Below are 22,203 nucleotides of genomic sequence, written 5' to 3'. Positions count from 1 at the left end.
CCGTCGTCCGCCTACGCTGCGGGGGTGAGCAAGCCCGAGGCCGCTGCGCAGGACGGCGGGGAGGATCTTCCCGAGTCCTTCGTCCGCCTCCTCGGCGACTACGAGCGACACCTCGTCTCCGAGCGCGACCTCGCCCCCCACACCGTGCGCGCCTACCTCGGCGACATCGCCGGACTGCTCGACCACTGCCAGCGGCTCGGCGCGAGCGACGTGGCGGACCTCGACCTGCGCGCGCTGCGCAGCTGGTTGGCAAGACTGCAGACGACGGGCCGCAGCCGGACCACGATCGCGAGACGCGCCACGGCCGCCCGGGTCTTCACCGCCTGGCTGCACCGGACCGGACGGCTGCCGACCGACCCCGGCGCCGCGCTCGGATCGCCCAAGAAGCACAAGACCCTCCCGCCGGTCCTGCGTGCCGACGAGGCCGAGTCGCTCATCCGGTCGGCCGCCGACCTCGCCGACGACGGCACCCCGGTCGGTGTGCGCGACGTCGCGATGCTCGAGCTGCTCTACGCCACGGGGATCCGCGTGGGTGAGCTCGTCGGCCTCGACATCGACGACGTCGACGACGAGCGCCGGGTCGTGCGCGTCTTCGGCAAGGGCCGCAAGGAACGCTCGGTGCCCTACGGCACCCCGGCCGGGCGGGCGATCGACCGCTGGCTGACCGCGGGTCGCCCGCGCCTGCTCGTGGCCGGCTCGGGTCCGGCGCTCTTCCTGGGGGTGCGCGGCCGGCGGATCGACCAGCGCGCGGTCCGTGACCTCGTGCACCGCCGCATCGCCGACGTACCCGGCGCTCCCGACATCGGGCCGCACGGCCTACGCCACACGGCCGCCACCCACCTGCTCGAGGGCGGCGCCGACCTGCGCTCGGTGCAGGAGCTCCTCGGCCACGCCTCCCTCGCGACCACCCAGCTCTACACGCACGTCACGACCGACCGGCTGCGCAAGGCCTACCAGCAGGCCCACCCCCGCGCCTGAGCGCTGGACGGGCGGGCTTGGGAGCGTCGTGCGAAGTCGCACCCATAGGTGCTGATCGGGATGACGCTCGCCGGGGTGGCGGAGGTCGCGTCGGCGGTCCCGATGGGACGGGGGAGGGGCGGCTCAGGCGACCCAGTCCACCGGGCGGCGCCAGCGCGCGAGCGGAGGGCTCCACGGCAGCCGGACGGTGGCCGGCTCGTCGCGCCACAGCGGGAGCAGGCGCACCGGGCCACCGCCGACGAGGGACAGGGGGTCGAGGTAGGTCTTGTCGTCGCCGTCGCCCTCCACGAGCCCCCAGTGCAGGCAGGCGGAGGGGAAGCAGTGGCTGTCGGTCACCACCAGGCGGCCCAGCACGTCTCCGGCCGCCACCTCCTGCCCGCGCTCGACCGACGCCACGACCGGCTCGTACGTCGTACGTCGACCGCCGTGCAGCACGGTGACGACGGGCTTGCCCCCGATGGAGCCGGCGAAGCCGACCGTCCCGGGCAGGGCCGCGTGCACCGACTGGCCGGGGGAGCCGGCCAGGTCGACGCCGCGGTGGCCGGCGGCGTAGGGGTGGGGCGGTGGCTCGAAGTGACGGACGACGTCGGGACGGGGCTCGAGCGGCCACACGCCGGCCGGCTCGTCGGGGCCCGCGTGCACCGGCCCGGTGACGCCGAGCACCAGCAGGATGACCACTCCGAGGACGGTTCGCATCAGCCGATCCTGTGCCGGGCCCGGACGCTGCGCGAGCGGCGCCGACGACGGCTGTGGACGACGACCCCCACACCCCGTCTGTGGACGTCCGACGGACGGGGGATCCACGCTCGGACCACGCTCGGAGGAGCCGCCGGCAGTGATTCGCCTCGCAGGGAACCTCTGGCCTACGATGTGCGGAGCAGTCCACCCGGACTGACTTCGCACGCTCGCCGACCGTGCCCGGGATGCTCCTCGATCCCGGACCACCCGCGGGCGTCGGTCCTCAGTTCCCGCCAGCACCACCGGCGGGATCGGACCGGCGTGCGAGCGTCAGGGCTCCCGGCACCCGCCGGGCGCAGCAACTGAAAACAACAGGAGTCCGCTCCCGGTCCGCACCTGCCAGAAGGTCGGGCACATCGGCGAGCGACTCCGTCATCACAGGAGAACCCATGGCAGTCGTCACCATGCGCCAGCTGCTCGAGAGCGGCGTCCACTTCGGTCACCAGACCCGTCGTTGGAACCCCAAGATGAAGCGCTTCATCATGACCGAGCGCAACGGCATCTACATCATCGACCTGCAGCAGTCGCTCGCCTACATCGACCGCTCCTACGCCTTCGTCAAGGAGACCGTCGCCAAGGGCGGCGTCATCATGTTCGTCGGCACGAAGAAGCAGGCCCAGGAGGCCATCGCCGAGCAGGCGACGCGCGTCGGGATGCCCTACGTCAACCAGCGCTGGCTGGGCGGCATGCTCACCAACTTCCAGACCGTGCACCAGCGGATCAACCGCCTCAAGGAGCTCGACGAGATCGACTTCGACGACGTCGCGGGCTCCAACCGCACGAAGAAGGAGCTCCTGCAGATGCGTCGCGAGCGCACCAAGCTCGACAAGACGCTCGGCGGCATCCGTGACATGACCAAGGTCCCCTCCGCGGTGTGGATCGTCGACACCAACAAGGAGCACCTGGCTGTCGAGGAGGCCCGCAAGCTGCGGATCCCGATCATCGGCATCCTCGACTCCAACTGCGACCCCGACCTGGTCGACTTCCCGATCCCGGGCAACGACGACGCCATCCGCGCGGTCGGCCTGCTGACCCGCGTGGTCGCCGACGCCGTCGCCGAGGGCCTCATCGCCCGCTCCGGTGCCAAGGCCGGCGACGCCGACGAGTCCGTCGGTGCCGAGGAGCCCCTCGCCGAGTGGGAGCGTGAGCTCCTCGCCGGTGACGCCGAGAAGGCTGCCGCGACCGCCACCGGCGACGCCGCCGCCGAGACCCCGGCCTCCGAGGCCACCGGTGCCGCTGCCGAGGCCCCGCAGGCCGAGGCTGCCGCTGACGCTGCGACCGACGCCCCGGCCGACGCCGCCACCGAGGCGCCCGCCGAGGCCCCCGCCGAGGCCCCCGCCGAGACCGAGGCTGCTGCCACCCAGGCGCCCGCCGAGACCGAGGCCGCTGCCGCTGAGGCGCCCGCCGAGGCCGAGGCCGACAAGAAGGACTGATCAGGTCTCGCCGGCCGCGGGCTCACGTCCGCGGCCGGCGCCCTGAGTCGTCCCGCCCACCGCCGGGTCGCCCCGCGCCACCCCGCGAAACCCCTGGATCGAAGGAAGAAGGACCATGGCCAACTTCACCGCTGCCGACGTCAAGAAGCTCCGTGAGCTGACCCAGGCCGGGATGATGGACTGCAAGAAGGCGCTGACCGAGACGGACGGCGACTTCGACAAGGCCGTCGAGCTGCTCCGCGTCAAGGGTGCCGCCAAGGCTGCCGCCCGCGGTGCCGAGCGCGAGACCGCTGCAGGCCTCGTCGCCACCTCCGGCAACGCGCTGGTCGAGCTCAAGAGCGAGACCGACTTCGTCGCCAAGAACGAGGAGTTCATCGCCAAGGCGCAGCAGATCGCCGACGTTGCCGACTCCGTCAAGGCCGCCGACACCGAGGCCCTCAAGGCCGCCGAGCTCGACGGCAAGACCGTCGGCGAGGTCGTCCAGGACCTGGCCATCACCATCGGCGAGAAGATCGAGCTGGGCGACGTCGCCTACTTCGAGGGCACCACCGTCACCTACATGCACAAGCGTGCCGCCGACCTCCCGCCCGCCGTCGGCGTGCTCGTGGAGTTCGAGGGTGACGAGACCGCCGCCCGCGCCGCCGCGATGCAGATCGCAGCGATGAAGGCCCAGTACCTCACCCGCGACGAGGTCCCCGCGGAGATCGTCGAGTCCGAGCGCTCCATCGCCGAGCAGAAGACGCGCGAGGAGGGCAAGCCGGAGCAGGCGATCGCCAAGATCGTCGAGGGCCGTCTCGGCGGCTTCTACAAGGAGATCGTCCTGCTCGAGCAGGAGTCGGTCACCGAGTCCAAGAAGTCGGTCAAGGCCGTCCTGGACGAGGCCGGCACGACCGTGAAGCGGTTCGCCCGCTTCGAGGTCGGCGCCTGAGCCAGCTCCACCTGATCACCGACGAGGGGTCGTACGCCACCGGCGTACGGCCCCTCGTCGCGTGCGGGGTGGCGCGGGTTCGTCGGGCCCCGTCCGTTCCGGTAGGTTTCGGATGACCTACCCAGGCGCGCGAAGGGATGCACGTGGCGTACAAGCGAGTCCTGCTCAAACTCTCCGGTGAGGTGTTCGGCGGAGGCGAGGTGGGGTTGGACCTCGACGTCATCAACGCCCTTGCCGGCGAGGTGGCCGAGGTCGCCAAGTCGGGCGTCCAGATCGCGATCGTCGTGGGCGGTGGCAACTTCTTCCGCGGCGCCGAGCTCCAGCAGCGCGGCATGGAGCGTGCCCGCGCCGACTACATGGGCATGCTGGGCACGGTGATGAACTGCCTCGCGCTCCAGGACTTCATCGAGAAGCACGGCGTGGAGACGCGCGTGCAGACCGCCATCACGATGGGCCAGGTCGCCGAGCCCTACATCCCGCGCCGCGCGATCCGCCACATGGAGAAGGGCCGCGTCGTGATCTTCGGAGCCGGCGCCGGCATGCCGTTCTTCTCCACCGACACCGTGGCCGCCCAGCGGGCGCTGGAGACGCGCTGCGAGGTGATCCTGATGGGCAAGCAGGGTGTCGACGGGGTCTACGACTCCGACCCCAAGACCAACCCCGACGCGGTGAAGTTCGACCAGCTCAGCTACGACGAGTACCTCGCGCGCGACCTCAAGGTCGCCGACGCCACCGGTATCGCCATGGCCCGCGACAACAAGATGGACATCGTCTTCTTCAACCTCTCCACCGCGGGCACGATCGGGCGCGCGGTGCGGGGTGAGAAGATCGGCACGCTGGTGAGCAGCACGGCCTGACCGGGGCCGACCACCTGCCTGCGCACCCGCACCACGACGTACGAGGAGAGAGAGCAACCGTGATCAACGACGTCATGAAGGACGCCGACGCCAAGATGGGCAAGTCCGTCGAGGCGACGCGCGAGGAGTTCGCCGCCATCCGGGCCGGCCGTGCCAACCCGGCCATGTTCGCCAAGATCACGGCCGACTACTACGGCACCCAGACCCCACTGCAGCAGCTGGCGAGCTTCACCTCCCAGGACGCGCGCACCATCTTGATCCAGCCCTTCGACATCGGCGCGATGGGTGCCATCGAGCGGGCCATCCGCGACTCCGACCTGGGGGTCAACCCGGCCAACGACGGCAAGGTGCTGCGCTGCGTCTTCCCCGAGCTGACCGAGGAGCGCCGCAAGGAATACATCAAGATCGCCAAGGCGAAGGCCGAGGACGGCCGCGTGTCGGTGCGCAACATCCGTCGCACCGCCAAGCAGGGCCTGGAGAAGCTCGAGAAGGACGGCGAGGTCGGCAAGGACGACGTCACCGGCGCGGAGAAGCGTCTCGACACGATGACCAAGACGCACACCGACAAGATCGACGAGCTCCTCAAGCACAAGGAAGCCGAGCTCCTCGAGGTCTGAGCGCCCACCGATGACCTCTTCCGACCCGTCCGCACCGGACGCGCCCGAGCCGCCGTCCGAGGCGATCAAGAAGGACCACGGCCGCGCCGGTCGCGACCTTCCCACCGCGATCGGCTCGGCGGTGGTCCTGGTCGGGGCGATCCTGCTGTCGCTGCTGTTCTGGAAGACCGCCTTCATGGCGATCGTGGCCGCAGCCGTGGTCGTGGCGATCTGGGAGCTGCACAAGGGCCTCGGGGCCAAGGACATCGACATCCCCGAGCAGCCGCTCATGCTCGGTGGCGTCGTGATGGTGGTCGTCGCCTACTTCTACGGCGCCCCGGCGCTGGTGACCGCGACTGCGGTGACGGCGCTGGTGATCATGCTGTGGCTGTTGCGGCGTGGAGTCGACGGCTACGTCAAGAACGCCACCGCGGCGGTCTTCACGCTGGTCTACGTCCCGTTCCTCGGCTCGTTCGTGGCACTGCTCCTCTCCGAGGGTGGCCACAACCCGGCGTTCGGCCTCGACGTCGACGACCAGGGGGTGCGCGGCATCATCACCTTCATCGCCATCACCGTCGCCTCCGACACCGGCGGCTACGTCGCCGGAGTGCTGTTCGGCAAGCACCCGATGGCACCGGTCATCTCGCCCAAGAAGTCCTGGGAGGGCTTCGCCGGGTCCATGGTCGCGACCATCGCGGTCGGCGTCTGGCTGGTGTCCTCGTTCCTGGGCGGTGACTGGTGGGTCGGCGTCCTCCTCGGGGTGATCGCCGCGGTCATGGCGACCCTCGGCGACCTGTGCGAGTCGGTGATCAAGCGCGACCTCGGCATCAAGGACATGAGCCAGGTCATCCCCGGCCACGGCGGCCTGATGGACCGCCTCGACTCGCTCCTCGCCACGGTCGCGCCGATCTGGCTGGTCCTCTACTACCTCGTCTTCTGATGCGGCTGCTCGTCACGGGCGGCCGCACCGGCTACCTCGGCCGGCACGTGGTGGCGGCAGCCATCGGGCACGACGTGGTCGCGGTCGGCTCGGCCGACTGCGACGTCCGCGACCGGGCCGCCGTCGACGAGCTGCTGGCAGCGCACCGGCCCGACGCCGTCGTCCACACGGCCTACGTCCAGTCCGACTGGGACGTCACCGCCACCGGTGCGGCGCACATGGCGATCGCGGCGCGCGCCCACGGCGCTCGGCTGGTGCTGGTGTCCAGCGACGTCGTCTTCTCCGGCGCCGACGTGCACTACGACGAGGCCGCTCCGCCCGACCCGATCACCGCCTACGGCGCGGCCAAGGCGGCAGCGGAGACGACCGCGCTCTCGGTCTGCGACGACGTCGTCGTCGCGCGCACCTCGCTCATCCTCGGCGACGGGGCCTCCCAGCACGAACGCCTCGTGCACGCCCTCGCCGCGGGGGCGGAGGGTGCGCTGTTCGACGACGAGGGGCGGTGCCCGGTGAACGTCGGCGACCTCGCCGCCGCGCTGGTCGAGCTGGCCACCGGCACGCATCAGGGCGTGCTGCACGTCGCGGGTGCCGACGCGGTGAGCCGGCTCGAGCTCGGCCGCCTCATCGCCCGCCGCGACGGCCTGGAGCCCGACGTGCTGCGCGGTACCAGTCGCGCCTCGTTGCCCGGCCCGGTCGACGTACGCCTCGACTCCTCGCTGGCGGCGTCCCTGCTCACCACCCGCCTGCGCGGAGCGAAGGAGTTCCTGGCCCCGTGACCCTTCACCTCGTCCGCCACGGACGCCCGGCCATGACCCCCGGTGTGCCCGCCGCCACCTGGGACCTCGACCCCACGGCGTACGACGACGTGTGGGCGCTGCGCTCCTCGGGCCTGCTCCCGTCGCGGGCGGCGTGGTTCACCTCGCCGGAGCCCAAGGCGGTGCAGACCGCCCAGCTGCTCTCGGATGCGGAGGTCGGTGTGCTCGACGACCTCCGCGAGCACGAGCGGACGGGGGAGTGGGTGGACGACTTCGTCGGAGCGGTGCGTCGCGCCTTCGAGCACCCGGACGTGGCTGCGCTCGACGGCTGGGAGCCGCTCGACGCCTGCCGGGAGCGGGTCGTCGCCGCCGTACGCCGGGTCCTCGACGTGCACGGCAGCGACGACGTGGTGCTCGTCGGCCACGGCACGGCGTGGACGCTGGTCGTCGCGGACCTGACCGGCGAGCCGCCGGACCTCGAGCGGTGGGCGGGGCTCGCGATGCCGGACCTGCTGGTCGTCGACGTCTGAGGGACAGGTCGTCCCTGCCACCGAGCGGACCCGCGTGCCCAGCGCCGGTCGCCGGCGCCGAACGCCTAGGCTGGTCCCGTGGAGACAGAACAGGTCCGGGAGCCCGCGGAGGCTCCCGAGGAGCAGCTCGGGTGGTGGCACCACAGCCACCCCACGTTCGCGGGCATCACCGGCTTCTTCGCCGGGATGCTCTTCGTCACCGCCCTGCCGGGCGCCTTCGCGGGGCTGCTGCGGCTGCTGTTCAGCTATGAGACCGCGGAGCGGTTCTTCCCGTTCGTGCTCCTCGCGCTGGCCCTGCCGATCGCGATGCTCGTGATGCGCAAGACCCGTCGCTTCGCCCAGTTCATGTTCGTGGGCATGATCGTCACCGCTCTCGTCGTCGGTGGCGTCGCCTCCCTGGTCCTCTACTTCATGGTCGACGCCTGACGCCCGACCCGCTGAATGGCCCCCGCGCCCGGGGGATGGGAGGATCGGGGGCGATGACCGAGCCGATCAAGACCCTTCCCCTCGTCATGGACGAGCCGCGCGGCCGCAAGAAGCCGCCGCCACACCTGGCCGACCTCGACGAGGCGGGCCGCAAGGCACGCCTCGAGGAGATGGGCCTGCCCGGCTTCCGGGCCAAGCAGCTCTCGAACCACTACTTCGCGCGCCTCGTCGACGACCCGGCCGAGATGACCGACCTGCCCGCCGGCCAGCGCGACGACCTCGTCGCCGCGCTGCTGCCCGACCTGATGACGCCGCTGCGCACGATGGAGGCCGACCGGGGCACCACGCGCAAGACGCTCTGGAAGCTCTTCGACGGGGCGCTGGTCGAGTCCGTGCTCATGCGCTACCCCGACCGCGCCACGATGTGCGTGTCCAGCCAGGCCGGCTGCGGCATGGCCTGCCCGTTCTGCGCCACCGGGATGGGCGGCCTGCAGCGCAACATGTCGACCGCCGAGATCGTCGAGCAGGTCGTCGCCGGCGCCCGTTCGCTGGCCCGCGGCGAGGTGCCCGGCGGGCCGGGTCGCGTGTCCAACGTGGTGTTCATGGGCATGGGTGAGCCGCTCGCCAACTACAAGGCCGTGGTCGGTGCCGTACGTCGCCTCACCGACCCGTCGCCTGCCGGTCTCGGCATGAGCGCCCGCGGCATCACCGTCTCGACGGTGGGCCTCGTGCCCCGCATCCGGCAGCTCACCGAGGAGGGCATCCCGGTCACCCTCGCCCTCAGCCTGCACGCCCCGGACGACGAGCTGCGCAACGAGCTCGTGCCGATCAACACCCGCTTCTCGGTCGCCGAGACCGTCGAGGCGGCGTGGGACTACGCCCGCGTCACCAAGCGACGCGTGTCCATCGAGTACGCCATGATGCGCGGCATCAACGACCAGGCGCACCGCGCCGACCTGCTCGCCGACGTGCTCAACTCGTACGGCGACTGGGGCTGGGTGCACGTCAACCTGATCCCGCTCAACCCGATCGAGGGCTCGAAGTGGACGGCGTCCGACCCGGCCGACGAGCGGGAGTTCGTCCGCCGCCTCGAGGCCAAGGGCATCCCGACCACGGTCCGCGACACGCGCGGGCGTGAGATCGACGGGGCCTGCGGCCAGCTCGCGGCCAAGGAGTGACCCGGGCGGCAGCCCGAGGGGTGGTCCCGGAGCGTCGGTGACCGTTCACGTGTCGTCTGCCCGGGTGGGACGTGGCGTTGCGGCGCGCTCCCTAGCGTCCGTGGCATGGACCTGCTCGAGAGGCGGCGTCGCAGCCGCACCGCACCGGCCACCCTCGTCCACCTCCCCGGCGACCGTCACGCCTCCGCACCACGGCTCCGAGTCCTCGTGGTCACCGAGTCCTTCCTGCCCCAGGTCAACGGCGTCACGAACTCCGTGCGCCGGGTGCTGGAGCACCTGGCCGCCGAGGGCCACGCAGCCGAGCTGGTCGCGCCCACCGGCCCGGCGACGTACGCCGGCTTCCCCGTCACCCACGCGCGGGGCGCCAGCCTGCCGTTCTACGCGGACTTCCGGATCGGTCTGGAGACCCGTCGGCGGCTGCGCTCGACGATGGAGCGGTTCCGCCCGGACGTGGTGCACATCGCCTCACCCGCGACGCTCGGCCGCCAGGCCGCGCGGGCGGCCCGGTCGCTCGACATCCCCACGGTGGCGATCTACCAGACCGACCTGGTCGGCTTCGCCCAGCGCTACGGCGTACCGGGCGGCGCGCGGACCATGGAGGCGCTGACCCGCCGGATCCACCTCGGCGTGGACCGCACCCTGGCCCCGTCCACCGCGAGCATCGACCAGCTCGCCCGCCTGGGCGTGGACGCCGTCGCCCGCTGGCCCCGCGGTGTGGACCAGGTGCTGTTCACTCCGGCCCGGCGCGACGAGGCCCTCCACGCCGAGCTCGCCCCGCACGGCGAGGCGCTCGTGGGGTACGTCGGTCGCCTGGCCGCCGAGAAGGAGCTCGAGCTGCTCGTCCACGTCGACCGGCTCCCGGGGGTGCGCCTCGTGCTGGTCGGCGGCGGACCCGAGGAGGCCCGCCTGCGGACGCTGCTCCCCGGTGCGGCGTTCCTCGGCGTCCTGCACGGCGACGAGCTCGCCCGGGCCTACGCCACCCTCGACGTCTTCGTGCACACCGGCCGCCACGAGACCTACTGCCAGTCCGCCCAGGAGGCCCTGGCCAGCGGCGTCCCGGTGGTCGCGCCGCGCTCGGGTGGGCCGATCGACGTCGTGGCCGACACCGTCGCCGGCCACCTCTACGAGCCCGGTGACGCCGCGGAGCTGGTGGCGCACGTCGAACGTCTCGTCTCGCACCCGGTGCTCCGGCGCAGGATGGCGCTCGCCGCCCGCCAGAGCGTGCAGGGGCGGACCTGGCAGGCGGTCAACGAGCTGCTCGTGGACCACTACCGCGACGTCATCGCGCCGGCAACGACCCGCCGTCGCGCCGGCTGAGGGTCCGGCGCACCACCTCGACGGCCTCGTCGACGCTGTCGACGAGGTGGACGTGCGGCTCCATGACCCGACCCGCGGCCAGCGCCTTCAGCAGCGGCCACACCGGCAGCTCCTCGGTCCAGTAGCGACGTCCGAGCAGCACCATGGGAGCCACGGCGGTCCGACCGGCGTAGTAGTTCTCGCAGGCGTCCTGGAAGATCTCCTGCACCGTGCCACCCGCGCCCGGCAGGAACACGATGCCCGCCGTGCACACCTCGAGCAGCAGCGCCTCGCGTGGGGCGTTGGCGAAGAACTTCGCGATCGAGGTGGCGAAGACGTTGGGCGGCTCGTGGCCGTAGTGCCACGTGGGGATGCCGAGCGACTCCCGGCCGTCGGTGGTATCGCCCACCACGTCGAGGGCGACCCGCGCCCAGGCGCCCACGTCGGGCTGGAACGAGGGAGCCGTGGCGAGACGGGCCAGCGCGCCGTCGAGGCCGTCGGGCAGGAACGCACCCAGGTTGGCCGCCTCCATGGCCCCCGGCCCGCCGCCGGTGGCCACGGTCAGGTGGTCGCCCAGCGCGTGGCCGAGTCGGGCGGCCGCGGCGTACGCCGTGCTGCCGCGCTCGAGGGCGTGCCCGCCCATGACGCCCACGACGTCACGGTCTGCCACCCACGCGGCCAGGGCCGCGTCGACGTGGTGGTCGTGCAGCGCCATCGCGAGCGCGTCCTCGGGACTGGTGCCGTGCCGCGACCAGGCGTAGGTGCGCGCGTCGAGGGTGTCGTCGTAGCGCGGTGCGTCGTAGAGGTCGCCGGGGGAGTAGAGCGTGGCCCGGTAGGTGTCGACCGGGATGCCGGGGATGTCGGGCAGCACGATCGCTCCGGCACGGCGTACGTCGTCGTCGTAGCCGTCGGCGAACTCGCAGCCGAGGAACAGGGCCTGGCCCAGCGACCGCTCCAGCAGCGCCGGTCCGCGCTCGGTCAGGTCGAGCCCGACCACGCGCCAGCCCGTGAGCGACTGCGCACCACCCGCCAGCCTCCGGTCGAGGTCGGCCAGGGTCGTGACGTCGACGACGCGTCCGTGGGAGTGCTTCACGGGGCCAAACCTAGGGTGCTCGCCCTCGAGCCTCCTGACCCGAGGGCGACCCTGCCCTAGAAGGCGTGCGCCATCAGCTCTCCGAAAAGCTCCTGCTCGTCGACGGCCAGCCCGCGCGAGCGGAACCACGCGCACATGTTGGCGCAGTCGCGCAGCAGGAAGTCCATGCCGCGTGGGTTGCCGACGAGGTCCACCATCTGCGGCAGGTCGATGATGACCAGCCGCTCGCCCGCCGCCAGGGTGTTGTACGGCGACAGGTCGCCGTGGACCAGGCCGGCCTGGACGAGCGTGGTGAGCGCGTCGCGCAGCTGCTCGTAGAAGCCCTCGACGACCGAGCGCTCGGGGCGGACCTGGGCCACGCGCGGCGCGGTCTCGGTCTCCCCGTCGACGGCGACCGTGATCCACTCCATGAGGATCTCGGTCTCGTCGATCTGCACCGGGTAGGGGACGGGCAGGCCGAGCTCCCAGCAGCGACGCAGGGCGTTCCACTCCGAGACGGCCCACTCGCCGGCCGCGACCTGCTTGCCCCACGTGGACTTGCGCTTGAGCGCGCGGTTGTCGCGGGAGCGCTTCATCGATCGGCCCTCGGTGTAGGAGGCCGCCCGGTGGAAGGTGCGGTGGTCGGTGTCGCGGTAGCGCTTGGCGGCCATGACGACGGCGGTCTGCGGGCGGTGCGGGTCCTCGCGCTCGAGGAGGAAGACGTCGGCCTCCTTGCCGGTCTTGAGGACGCCGAGCTCGGTGTCGATGGCCCCGCTGGAGGTCACGACCCAGTCGGGGCGCGGTTCCGGACCCTTCATCAGGGCCTCGAGGTCCTCCCAGCGGGACCAGCGCTGACCCTCGCCGAGCTCGTCGGCGTAGGTGTCGTAGGTGAAGACGAACGACTCGTCGATGCCCTCGAGGGGCGACCGGTCGTCAGGCCGGAGGAAGTCCTCCGGGAAGGAGTGGTCGGTGTGCAGGTGGGACAACGTGGGTGCTCCGTGTGTGCGAGAGGTGGTCGGCGGGCAGGCCGAGGACAGTCATGGACATGTCACGGCTCCTCTCGGGTCACGGGGCACCGACGTGCGGGTGCACGCGGCGGGCTGGTGTCGCCGGCGCCATCGTCCACGAGCACGTTGCGCCCCGCAACTGAATTGATCGCGCTAGGTTCGGACGATGACCACGCGAGCGATCTCCCAGCCCCTGCTGTCCGTAGCACTGCTGGCGACCCTCGCGGTGGGCCTCACCAGCGTCCCGGCCACCGGTGAGATGCGGGCCGCGGCGCCCGTCGACGGGGCGTCCGGGATCGGCGACCCCTACTGGCCGCTCGACGGCAACGGTGGCATCGACGTGGCCACCTACAAGATCTCCAACCGCTACGTCCTCGACACGAAGCAGCTCAGCGGCCGCACGGCGATCGAGCTGACGGCGACCCAGGACCTCGCCAGCTTCTCCCTCGACTTCCTCCTCAAGGTCTCGACGGTGACCGTCGACGGCGAGAAGGCGCGGTTCGCGAAGACCGACGGCGGGCACGAGCTGCGGATCACCCCGGACCGCCCGCTCGCGGCCGGCAGCAGGCACACGGTCGTGGTGTCGTACGACGACCGCCCGGCGCGACACTCGTACGCCGGGGAGCGGAACTGGCTGGCCAGCAAGCACGAGGTCATCACGATGAACGAGCCGCACATGGCTCCGTGGTGGTTCCCCGCCAACGACCACCCGCTCGACAAGGCCGTCGTCGACGTCAAGGTCCGCGTGCCCAACGGCCGCGAGGTCGTCTCCAACGGCAAGCTGCGCGACCGCGAGGTGGGCAGGACGTCGACCCAGTGGCACTGGCGGGCCGACGAGCCGATGGTGCCCTACCTCGCGTTCTTCGCCGCGGGCGACTTCGCGATCGAGAAGGGCACGCACCGCGGGCTGCCGTGGCTCGTCGCTGTCTCGGAGCGCCTCGACGAGCGCGACCAGGCGGCCAGCATGCGGCTGATGAAGAAGACCCCGACCGTCGTCGCCGGGCTCGAGAAGGACCTCGGCGACTACCCCTTCTCGGTCGTCGGCGGCATCACCACCGGCCTCAACCCGGGCTTCGCCCTGGAGAACCAGACCCGGCCCACCTACCCCGCGGTCGGCGCGAGCGCGACCAGCCTCGTCGTCCACGAGCTCGCCCACCAGTGGTTCGGTGACGACATCGCGGTGGAACGCTGGTCCGACATCTGGCTCAACGAGGGCTTCGCCACCTTCATGGAGTGGCGCTGGACCGAGACGCGCGGCGGGCGCTCCGGCGCCGCGATCCTGCGCAACTACTACGACAACGTCGACGCGACCTCGGCCTTCTGGCAGGTGGTGGTCGGCGACCCGGGTGCGGCCAAGGTCTTCGACGGCGCGGTCTACGGCCGCGGCGCCATGACGCTGCAGGCGCTGCGCAACCGGGTCGGTGACGACGTCTTCTGGCAGGTCGTCCGCACCTGGATCCGGGAGCAGCGCGGCGGCAACGGCTCCACCGCGGAGTTCGAGGAGATGGCCGCCCGGGTGAGCGGGCAGGACCTGGGCGCCTTCTTCGACGCCTGGCTCCGCACGCCCGCGAAGCCGGCCGCCACCGCCGACAACGGGCTCGGCTGACGATGACGAGCGACACGACGGACGTGACCTGGTTCCGGGCGCCCACCGACGACCACCCCGGCCTCCTCAACGCCTGCTACAACGCCCTCGACCTCCACGTCGTCCGCGGCCGTGCCGACGACGTCGCGGCGCACCTCGACGGCTCGGAGCGCACCTTCGCGTGGCTGCTCACCGAGGTCGCCGCGTGCGCCGGGGTGATGCGTGCCTTCGGCGTGGACGTCGGCGACCAGGTCGCTGTCGGGTCCCTGCCCCAGGGCGCCGGCGTCGTCACTGCGCTCGCGGCCGCCCGCGTCGGCGCGCTGGCGCAGTACGACGACTCGCCCGGCGCGACCGGGAAGGTGGTCGTCCGCAGCGGCCCGGACGGTGTGGTGTTCGCGGTCGACGAGGAGGCCGTCCCGTGGGACGTCGCCATGCGCGCCGGCCGCACCGACCCGTCCGGGTGCGCCGACGTACCCGGCGACGCGGTGCTCGCCCGGCACGGTGCGGACACGCTCATGGTCCTGGCCGCCCTCGGCGCGTCGGACGACCACACGCTGCCGGTGCCGGCCGGAGCCACGCTCGTCGAGGTCGGCGGGCTGAGGTTCTGGTCGTTCGACGCGCCGCTGGGCTGAGCCCGGCACCCGCGGTCCGCGCACGCGGCCCTGACAGACTGGCGCGGTGACTGCCCGCGACATCGTGATCCTCGGCTCGACCGGGTCCATCGGCACCCAGGCGCTCGACCTCGTCCGCGCCCACCCCGACCGCTTCCGGGTCGTCGGGCTCACCGCCGGCGGGTCGAACCCCGAGCTGTTCGAGGCGCAGGTCGCGGAGTTCGCACCGGCGTACTCCGGGCTGGGGGAGGAGGCGTCCGCCGAGGCCGCCGGGCGACCGTGCGACGTCGTCCTCAACGGCATCACCGGCGCGGTCGGGCTCCGGCCCACCCTCGCGGCCCTCGACGCGGGCACCACGCTCGCCCTGGCCAACAAGGAGTCGCTCATCATCGGCGGCCCGCTGGTCAAGGAGCGCGCGCGACCGGGGCAGATCGTGCCGGTCGACTCTGAGCACAGCGCCATCGCCCAGAGCCTGCGCGCCGGCTCCGCCGAGGAGGTGCGACGCCTCGTCCTCACCGCGTCCGGCGGCCCCTTCCGCGGACGCACGGCGGACGAGCTGGCCGACGTCACGCCCGAGCAGGCCCTCGCCCACCCCAACTTCGCGATGGGCCGCGTCATCACCACCAACTCGGCGACGCTCGTCAACAAGGGCCTCGAGGTGATCGAGGCACACCTGCTCTTCGACATCCCCTTCGACCGGATCGACGTCGTCGTCCACCCGCAGCAGCTGATCCACTCGATGGTCGAGTTCGTCGACGGCGCCGTGGTGGCCCAGCTCGGCCTGCCGACCATGCTGGTCCCGATCTCGCTCGGGATGGGCTGGCCCGACCGGGTCCCGGACGCCGAGACGCCGATCGACTGGACGAAGGCCGCCGACTGGCGCTTCGAGCCTCTCGACGACGTGGTCTTCCCCGCCGTCACCCTCGCCCGGACCGCGGGGGAGCGGGGCGGCACCGCGCCCGCGGTCTACAACGCCGCCAACGAGGTCGCCGTCGACGCCTTCCACGAGGGCCGGCTGGGATTCCCCGACATCGTCGCCACGGTGGCACACGTCCTTGAGCGCCACGACGTACCATCGAAGGAGCACCTGTCCGTCGACGACGTCCTCGCCGCGGACGCCTGGGCGCGAGCCGAGGCCGCGTCCCTCATCTGACGCCCCACCCGACCCCACCCGAGAAGGACCTTCACGCATGTCCGCCCTGCTCTACACCTTGGGTGTCGTCGCCTTCGTCCTGGCGATCCTCGTCTCGATCGGGCTGCACGAGTTCGGGCACCTCGTGCCGGCGAAGAAGTTCGGCTGCAAGGTGCCGCAGTGGTTCATCGGCTTCGGTCCCACGGTGTGGAGCAAGCAGATCGGCGACACCGAGTACGGCGTCAAGGCGATCCCGCTCGGCGGCTACGTCAAGATCGTCGGGATGCTGCCCCCGGGCGCGGAGGACCTCGTCGAGGAGACGACGTACGACGAGGACGGCGAGGCGGTCCACAAGGTCCGTCGATCCAACACGGGCATGTTCACCCAGCTGATCTCCGATGCCCGCGCCGCGGAGTGGGAGTACGTCAAGCAGCACGACACCGACCGGCTGTTCTACCGCCTCGTGTGGTGGAAGAAGGTGATCGTGATGGCGGGTGGGCCGATGGTCAACATCGCCATCGCCTTCGGGCTCTTCACGCTGCTCTTCGCGACCTACGGCAACCCCCGCGACGAGGTCGTCGAGCCCGTCGTGGCCGCCGTCCCCGAGTGCGTGGTGCCGGTCGAGGACCAGGGCCGGGCCTGCACCGCCGACGACCCGCCCACCCCCGCCAAGGAGGCGGGGATCCGCCCCGGCGACGAGATCCTCAGCTTCAACGGCACGCCCTTCCGTGACTGGGACAGCTTCCAGTCGCAGATCCGCGCCAACGCCGACGGCGACGCGGTCATCGAGGTCCGCCGCGGTGACGAGCAGCTCACGCTGACGACCAACACGACCGTCACGCTGCGCCAGACCTCCATCGAGGACCGCACCCTCACCGAGGTCGGCTTCCTCGGCGTGCAGCCGGAGTCCCGCCTCGAGACCGGCGGCCTGCTCTACACGACCGAGCAGATGGGGACGATGACCGTCGAGACGGTCCAGGCGCTCGGCCAGCTGCCGGTCAAGGTCTACGAGGTCGGGCGAGCGATCGTCGGGCTCCAGGAGCGCGACCCCGAGAGCCCCGTGTCCATCGTGGGCGGCGGACGGTTCGCCGGGGAAGCCGCGGCGAGCGAGGCGTTCCCGCTCACCGAGAAGATCGTGACGCTGCTGTTCCTCATCGCGAGCTTCAACTTCTTCATCGGCATGTTCAACTTCGTGCCGCTGCTGCCCCTCGACGGCGGCCACATCGCCGGTGCCCTCTACGAAGGCCTCAAGCGCGGCCTCGCCCGGCTCCTCGGGCGTCCGGACCCCGGTCACGTCGACGTCGCCAAGCTGCTTCCGGTGGCCTACGTCGTGGGGCTCGCGATGCTGGTGATGGGCGTGGTCCTCATCGTCGCGGACATCGTCGTACCCCTGCGCCTGAGCTGAGCGAGCCGGCCCAGGCCGCCCGGGTTGGTCGGGGGGTGGTCCACACCACTCCGTGATCGACGGACAGGGCTACCGGCCTCTGGAATCCTGCGGGGGTCGCCGCTGCCCGGGCGTGCGCGGGAGGCGTGCCCGAGCAGCGGTGTCCTGCCGTCCGGCCCGTACGATGAGGCCATGACTTCTGTCGGCCTGGGCATGCCCGCCCTCCCGCCCCCCGTCCTGGCACCGCGCCGCAAGACCCGCCAGATCAAGGTGGGGTCCGTGGGCGTCGGCAGCGACTCGCCGATCTCGGTCCAGTCGATGACCACGACGCTGACCTCCGACGTGAACTCGACCCTCCAGCAGATCGCCGAGCTCACCGCCACGGGCTGCGACATCGTGCGCGTGGCGTGCCCGAGCCAGGACGACGCCGACGCGCTGCCGGAGATCGCGCAGCACTCGCAGATCCCGGTGATCGCCGACATCCACTTCCAGCCGAAGTACGTCTTCGCCGCCATCGACGCCGGCTGCGCGGCCGTCCGGGTCAACCCGGGCAACATCCGCAAGTTCGACGACCAGGTCAAGGGGATCGCCCGGGCCGCCAAGGACCGCGGCACCTCGATCCGGATCGGCGTCAACGCCGGCTCGCTCGACAAGCGCATCCTCGACAAGTACGGCAAGGCCACGCCCGAGGCGCTCGTCGAGTCGGCCGTGTGGGAGGCGAGCCTGTTCGAGGAGCACGACTTCCACGACTTCAAGATCTCGGTCAAGCACAACGACCCCGTCGTGATGGTGCGCGCCTACGAGCTGCTCGCCGAGGCGGGCGACTGGCCGCTGCACCTCGGCGTCACCGAGGCCGGCCCCGCCTTCCTGGGCACCATCAAGTCCGCGGTCGCCTTCGGCCACCTGCTCAGCAAGGGCATCGGCGACACCATCCGCGTCTCGCTGTCCGCGCCGCCGGTCGAGGAGGTCAAGGTCGGCCTCCAGATCCTGGAGTCGCTCAACCTCAAGCCGCGCCGCCTTGAGATCGTCTCCTGCCCGTCCTGCGGTCGCGCGCAGGTCGACGTCTACAAGCTCGCCGAGGAGGTCACCGCCGGCCTCGAGGGCATGGAGGTGCCGCTGCGCGTCGCCGTCATGGGCTGCGTCGTCAACGGTCCGGGTGAGGCCCGCGAGGCCGACCTCGGTGTCGCCTCCGGCAACGGCAAGGGCCAGATCTTCGTCAAGGGCGAGGTCATCAAGACCGTCCCGGAGTCGCAGATCGTCGAGACCCTCATCGAGGAGGCCATGCGCATCGCCGAGGGCATGGAACCGATCGAGGGCGCCGAGGCCAGCGTCAGCGTCTCCTGACGGCCTCAGCGGGTGGTCCCGCTGGTCCCGCGACCTCGCACACCCCTAGGCTCAGAAGGTGTTGAGGACCCGCGAGCAGGTGCGCGTGCTGGGCCCGGGCGACCGGGACGCCTTCATCGCGCTCGCGGAGCAGGACCCGGTCGTCAACGTCTTCGCCGACTACCGCGCCCGCCTCACCAATCTCGACGAGCGCTGGCTCGGAGGTCAGGTGTGGGGCCGCTTCGACGGGGACCGGCTCGTCGCGGGCTGCCACCTGGGGGCCAACCTGGTCCCGGTGCAGTGCACTCCCGACGACGTGGGTGCGTTCGCCGACGTGGCGCTGCGCCGCCGCAACACCGTCGGCACCATCGTCGGACCCGCTGACGTGGTGGCCGCGCTGTGGGAGCTGATCGAGCCGCGCTGGTCCAGGCCCCGCGAGCTCCGGCTCGACCAGCCGCACCTCGAGATGGGCCGGGTCCCGACGATCGCTGCGGACCCCCACGTGCGGGTCACCACGCCGCTCGACCTCGACGTGCTCTACCCCGCGTGCGTGGCGATGTACACCGAGGAGGTCGGCGTCTCCCCGGAGAACGACGCGGGCGGGGGAGACCTCTACCGCGCGCGGATCCAGCAGCTGATCGGCCGGGGCTGGTCGATGGCGAGCTTCGACGACCAGGGCGTGGTCTTCAAGGCCGAGGTCGCCTGCGTGACGCCGTACGCCGCCCAGGTGCAGGGCGTGTGGGTCCGTCCCGACCGCAGGGGCGAGGGGCTGTCGAGCAGCGGCATGGCGGCCGTGGTCTCCCACGTCATCGGCTCCGGCATGGCGCCGGTCGTCTCGCTCTACGTCAACGAGTGGAACACCCCCGCGCGGGCGGCGTACGCACGGGTCGGGTTCGTGCAGACGGCGACCTTCGCGACGCTGATGTTCTAGTGCTGGAGCCGGCCGAAAAACATTTGTCCGAGGTGTATCACGCAGGGGTGTACGCGCACCTGAGCTGACATGGGGACAATGGTCGTCATGTCAGAGGACCGAAGGACTGAGGGGCAGTCCGAGCAGTCACCGTGGGACATGGCCAGTGGGGCGTTCATCGCCTGGCGTTCGGGGGACGCCGGAGCGATGGACGAGCTGGTGACCACGATGACGCCGATCCTGTGGCACGTGGTGAGGGCCTACGGCCACGACCGTCAGAGCGCCGAGGACGTGGTCCAGGCGACCTGGCTCGGTTTCGTACGGCTCCACCGGACCATCGAGGACCCACAGGCGGTCGCGTCCTGGCTGATCACCTCAGCCAGGCGCGGCGCCGCCGCGCAAGCCCGGGCCGCACGACGTGCGACCCCGGTGCAGGACGAGACGCTGCACGCCGCCCTCCCGGATGCGGAGTCGGCCGAGGCGTCCGCCGTGCGCGACGACGAGGCGGCACGGCTCTGGGGGGCCGTGGCGTCCGTCGACGAACGTTGCCGCAAGCTGCTGAGAGTCGTGGCCTTCATGGACCGCCCCGACTACCAGTCGATCAGCCAGGACCTCGACATGCCCGTCGGGAGCATCGGCCCCACCCGGGCCCGGTGCCTGGCCAAGGTCCGGACCGCCCTGATGAAAGGAGGCGAGCGATGACTGATGGGGACGCCGCTCTCCTCGAGGAACTGCGTGACATGTGGATGACCTACGACCCGCCGCCGCCCGGCCTCGTCGCGACGATGATCGCCGCCGTCGCTGCCGCCGACCTCGACGAGGAGTGGGAGATGCTCACCCTGGTCCGTGACTCGCGTGACGAGCCCGCTGCCCAGGTGAGGGGGCTCGCCACGTCGCGGATCCTCTACTTCACCGCCGCCGAGGGCTGGTCGCTCGACGCCGAGCTCGACGAGGGCCAGGTGCGCGGACAGCTGCTGGACTTCGACGGTGACATGGGGACCGTCGAGGTGGTGGTCGAGACGACCGACGGGCAGAGCTGGACCACCGGCCTCGACGAGGTGGGGTTCTTCGCCCTCGTCGCGGAGCCGACCGGTTCGGTCCGCTTCACGGTGCGCGACGGCGACCGCTCGGCGACCAGCCGCTGGATCGAGCTCTGAGGCGCCGGCCCTTCCTCAGGGGTGGGGGTAGGGCTGGCGCAGCTCCATGTGGGGGCCCACCAGCGGGTCGGAGTCGTAGACCGCGCGGGCGAGCACCGCGTCGCGGGCATCGGCCGCTGACGAGCCGGTCTCGCTGATCTCGCGGGCGATCAGGCCGGCCACGATCGGTGCCGCGAAGGACGTGCCGCTCCACCGCGCCAGACCGGTGCCGAACACCCGCACGTCCCCCTTGTTGGGCGTCTCGTGGCATTCGAAGGTGCCGTCGGGGAACGCGTTCACGATGTTGCGGCCGAGCGCGTAGACGTCCGCAGAGACGCCGTAGTTGGAGAAGGACGAGACGCGACCGTCCCGGTCGAGCGAGCCCACGCCGACGGCCCAGGGGAAGGCGGCAGGCCAGAACGGTGCTGCCCACGAGTCGTTACCGGCTGCCGCGACGAGCACGCAGTCCTCGCCCTTGAGGTGACGCCGGTAGAACCGCGAGAAGGCGATCGACGGCAGGTCGAGGCGGGTGCGGCAGCCTGCGGACAGGTTGATCACCTGCGGCTTGCGGGCCATGGCTTCCTCGAGCTGGCGCACCATCTCGGACTCCAGGATGCCGCCACCGCCCACACCGCCGATGGCGAAGCCCTCTACGAACACCGTCGTCAGGGGCGCCATGCAGCGCACGACCCCGGCGATGAAGGTCCCGTGCCCGGCGTAGGGGCGCAGGTCCGGACCGTTGAGCTCGTCGTCGCCGTCGACTCCCTTGAGCCAGGGCGTGCGGGGGTCGTTGCCGGACGGAGGGTTCCAGCCGGTGTCGACGACCACGACGCGCACGTCGTGGCCCTCGTCCTGCGGGGCGACCGGCGGCCACGGCTCGGTCAGCCCGGTCTCCTCGGGCTCCACAGCCGGGCATGCGGTGCCGCCTCCGGGGGACACGTGGACCCAGTGGTCGGGTGACGCGAGGCCTTGGCGCAGGCCGCCTCGTTCCAGCAGCTCGAGCACGTCGGGCACCGACTCGCCACCGGAGCGCTCCGCCAGCACGTAGCGCACGAGGTCGCCACCCAGCAGGAGCACGTCGTCGCGTCGGGGGGGCTCACCCAGGATGTCTTTGTCGAGCCGCGCGACAGCCGCCTCGAACTCGTCCACGTCCTCGGCTCCCACGAGCACGTGGTCGGGATGGAAGAGGTAGGTGAAGTCCGCGGGTGCCTCCGTGTCCCAGGCCACCTGTCCGTCGTTGGCCTCGCGAAGCTCGCGGAGCTGGTCGGTGCTGCGTCGCCGTCGGTCGTCACCGATCTTCCAGTCGCCCATGGCACGACGCTAGTGCTGTACAGGCGGCCCTGACGAGGGTTTCGCCACAACTTGATGGTCGGATCGGCAAGGATGAC

Annotated in this window: 23 protein-coding genes; 19 read left to right on the top strand and 4 right to left on the bottom strand. The window is 71.6% G+C overall.

Annotation, left to right across the window (positions count from 1 at the left end):
- Positions 1 to 24 precede the first annotated feature (24 nt).
- A complete protein-coding gene (locus Q1B24_RS05280) occupies positions 25 to 978 on the top strand; it encodes a tyrosine recombinase XerC (RefSeq protein WP_299924292.1) in 954 nt (317 codons plus the stop codon).
- A gap of 123 nt (positions 979 to 1,101) precedes the next feature.
- On the opposite strand, the gene Q1B24_RS05275 is transcribed toward Q1B24_RS05280, so the two are convergent.
- Positions 1,102 to 1,674, bottom strand: coding sequence for a M23 family metallopeptidase (locus Q1B24_RS05275; protein ID WP_299924289.1), 573 nt, complete (start codon positions 1,672 to 1,674; stop codon positions 1,102 to 1,104).
- Positions 1,675 to 2,105: 431 nt separating this feature from the next.
- Here Q1B24_RS05275 and rpsB point away from each other — a divergent pair, with 431 nt between their 5' ends.
- From rpsB to Q1B24_RS05225, 10 genes are all read left to right on the top strand, one after another.
- A complete protein-coding gene (gene rpsB, locus Q1B24_RS05270) occupies positions 2,106 to 3,149 on the top strand; it encodes a 30S ribosomal protein S2 (protein WP_299924286.1) in 1,044 nt (347 codons plus the stop codon).
- A gap of 115 nt (positions 3,150 to 3,264) precedes the next feature.
- The gene (tsf, locus tag Q1B24_RS05265; RefSeq protein WP_299924283.1) at positions 3,265 to 4,077 is read left to right on the top strand and encodes a translation elongation factor Ts; all 813 of its coding nucleotides are present in this window, start codon (positions 3,265 to 3,267) and stop codon (positions 4,075 to 4,077) included.
- 137 nt (positions 4,078 to 4,214) lie between these two features.
- Entirely contained in the window at positions 4,215 to 4,934 is a 720-nt protein-coding gene (pyrH, locus tag Q1B24_RS05260; RefSeq protein WP_299924280.1) for a UMP kinase, read from the top strand.
- 62 nt (positions 4,935 to 4,996) lie between these two features.
- Positions 4,997 to 5,551 (top strand): ribosome recycling factor, encoded by a 555-nt coding sequence (gene frr / locus Q1B24_RS05255; protein WP_299925105.1) that lies wholly within the window; start codon positions 4,997 to 4,999, stop codon positions 5,549 to 5,551.
- A gap of 10 nt (positions 5,552 to 5,561) precedes the next feature.
- Positions 5,562 to 6,470, top strand: coding sequence for a phosphatidate cytidylyltransferase (locus Q1B24_RS05250; protein WP_299924277.1), 909 nt, complete (start codon positions 5,562 to 5,564; stop codon positions 6,468 to 6,470).
- Positions 6,470 to 7,246: a sugar nucleotide-binding protein gene (locus Q1B24_RS05245; RefSeq protein WP_299924274.1), complete on the top strand. Its 777-nt coding sequence runs from the start codon at positions 6,470 to 6,472 to the stop codon at positions 7,244 to 7,246. The genes Q1B24_RS05250 and Q1B24_RS05245 overlap by 1 nt, the downstream gene beginning before the upstream one ends.
- On the top strand, positions 7,243 to 7,755 hold the full coding sequence (locus Q1B24_RS05240; RefSeq protein ID WP_299924271.1) for a histidine phosphatase family protein: 513 nt from the start codon (positions 7,243 to 7,245) through the stop codon (positions 7,753 to 7,755). The genes Q1B24_RS05245 and Q1B24_RS05240 overlap by 4 nt, the downstream gene beginning before the upstream one ends.
- A 78-nt stretch (positions 7,756 to 7,833) precedes the next feature.
- Complete coding sequence (locus Q1B24_RS05235; protein ID WP_299924269.1) at positions 7,834 to 8,181, top strand: hypothetical protein; 348 nt, start codon at positions 7,834 to 7,836, stop codon at positions 8,179 to 8,181.
- Positions 8,182 to 8,234: 53 nt separating this feature from the next.
- Positions 8,235 to 9,359 carry a 23S rRNA (adenine(2503)-C(2))-methyltransferase RlmN gene (gene rlmN, locus Q1B24_RS05230; RefSeq protein ID WP_299924266.1) on the top strand — a complete coding sequence of 375 codons (1,125 nt, stop codon included), beginning with the start codon at positions 8,235 to 8,237 and terminating at the stop codon, positions 9,357 to 9,359.
- 105 nt (positions 9,360 to 9,464) lie between these two features.
- The gene (locus Q1B24_RS05225; protein ID WP_299924263.1) at positions 9,465 to 10,676 is read left to right on the top strand and encodes a glycosyltransferase family 1 protein; all 1,212 of its coding nucleotides are present in this window, start codon (positions 9,465 to 9,467) and stop codon (positions 10,674 to 10,676) included.
- On the opposite strand, the gene Q1B24_RS05220 is transcribed toward Q1B24_RS05225, so the two are convergent.
- Positions 10,639 to 11,748, bottom strand: coding sequence for an LOG family protein (locus Q1B24_RS05220; protein WP_299924259.1), 1,110 nt, complete (start codon positions 11,746 to 11,748; stop codon positions 10,639 to 10,641). The two genes, Q1B24_RS05225 and Q1B24_RS05220, sit on opposite strands and share 38 nt — an antisense overlap.
- 56 nt (positions 11,749 to 11,804) lie before the next feature.
- A complete protein-coding gene (locus tag Q1B24_RS05215) occupies positions 11,805 to 12,713 on the bottom strand; it encodes an RIO1 family regulatory kinase/ATPase (RefSeq protein ID WP_299924256.1) in 909 nt (302 codons plus the stop codon).
- 187 nt (positions 12,714 to 12,900) lie between these two features.
- On the opposite strand from Q1B24_RS05215, the gene Q1B24_RS05210 reads away from it, so the two are divergent.
- The 8 genes from Q1B24_RS05210 (at position 12,901) to Q1B24_RS05175 (ending at position 20,836) form a co-directional block, all read left to right on the top strand.
- The gene (locus Q1B24_RS05210) at positions 12,901 to 14,340 is read left to right on the top strand and encodes a M1 family metallopeptidase (RefSeq protein WP_299924253.1); all 1,440 of its coding nucleotides are present in this window, start codon (positions 12,901 to 12,903) and stop codon (positions 14,338 to 14,340) included.
- Between the two features lie 2 nt (positions 14,341 to 14,342).
- Complete coding sequence (locus tag Q1B24_RS05205; RefSeq protein WP_299924250.1) at positions 14,343 to 14,951, top strand: hypothetical protein; 609 nt, start codon at positions 14,343 to 14,345, stop codon at positions 14,949 to 14,951.
- Between the two features lie 46 nt (positions 14,952 to 14,997).
- Positions 14,998 to 16,083: a 1-deoxy-D-xylulose-5-phosphate reductoisomerase gene (dxr, locus tag Q1B24_RS05200; protein WP_299924247.1), complete on the top strand. Its 1,086-nt coding sequence runs from the start codon at positions 14,998 to 15,000 to the stop codon at positions 16,081 to 16,083.
- A gap of 37 nt (positions 16,084 to 16,120) precedes the next feature.
- Positions 16,121 to 17,467, top strand: coding sequence for an RIP metalloprotease (locus Q1B24_RS05195; protein ID WP_299924244.1), 1,347 nt, complete (start codon positions 16,121 to 16,123; stop codon positions 17,465 to 17,467).
- 171 nt (positions 17,468 to 17,638) lie between these two features.
- Complete coding sequence (gene ispG / locus Q1B24_RS05190; protein WP_299924241.1) at positions 17,639 to 18,790, top strand: flavodoxin-dependent (E)-4-hydroxy-3-methylbut-2-enyl-diphosphate synthase; 1,152 nt, start codon at positions 17,639 to 17,641, stop codon at positions 18,788 to 18,790.
- Positions 18,791 to 18,848: 58 nt separating this feature from the next.
- The gene (locus tag Q1B24_RS05185; RefSeq protein ID WP_299924239.1) at positions 18,849 to 19,700 is read left to right on the top strand and encodes a GNAT family N-acetyltransferase; all 852 of its coding nucleotides are present in this window, start codon (positions 18,849 to 18,851) and stop codon (positions 19,698 to 19,700) included.
- An 87-nt stretch (positions 19,701 to 19,787) separates the two neighbouring features.
- Complete coding sequence (locus Q1B24_RS05180; RefSeq protein WP_299924236.1) at positions 19,788 to 20,381, top strand: sigma-70 family RNA polymerase sigma factor; 594 nt, start codon at positions 19,788 to 19,790, stop codon at positions 20,379 to 20,381.
- Positions 20,378 to 20,836, top strand: a complete 459-nt coding sequence (locus Q1B24_RS05175) for a hypothetical protein (RefSeq protein WP_299924233.1) — start codon at positions 20,378 to 20,380, stop codon at positions 20,834 to 20,836. The genes Q1B24_RS05180 and Q1B24_RS05175 overlap by 4 nt, the downstream gene beginning before the upstream one ends.
- 15 nt (positions 20,837 to 20,851) lie before the next feature.
- Here the strand turns inward: Q1B24_RS05175 and Q1B24_RS05170 are convergent, their stop codons facing one another.
- Entirely contained in the window at positions 20,852 to 22,126 is a 1,275-nt protein-coding gene (locus tag Q1B24_RS05170; protein ID WP_299924203.1) for a S8/S53 family peptidase, read from the bottom strand.
- Positions 22,127 to 22,203: the final 77 nt, after the last annotated feature.

It is taken from the genome of uncultured Nocardioides sp., assembly GCF_947488025.1.
In the GTDB taxonomy this organism is placed as follows: domain Bacteria; phylum Actinomycetota; class Actinomycetes; order Propionibacteriales; family Nocardioidaceae; genus Nocardioides.
This window is presented reverse-complemented; position numbering and strand designations above follow the sequence as displayed.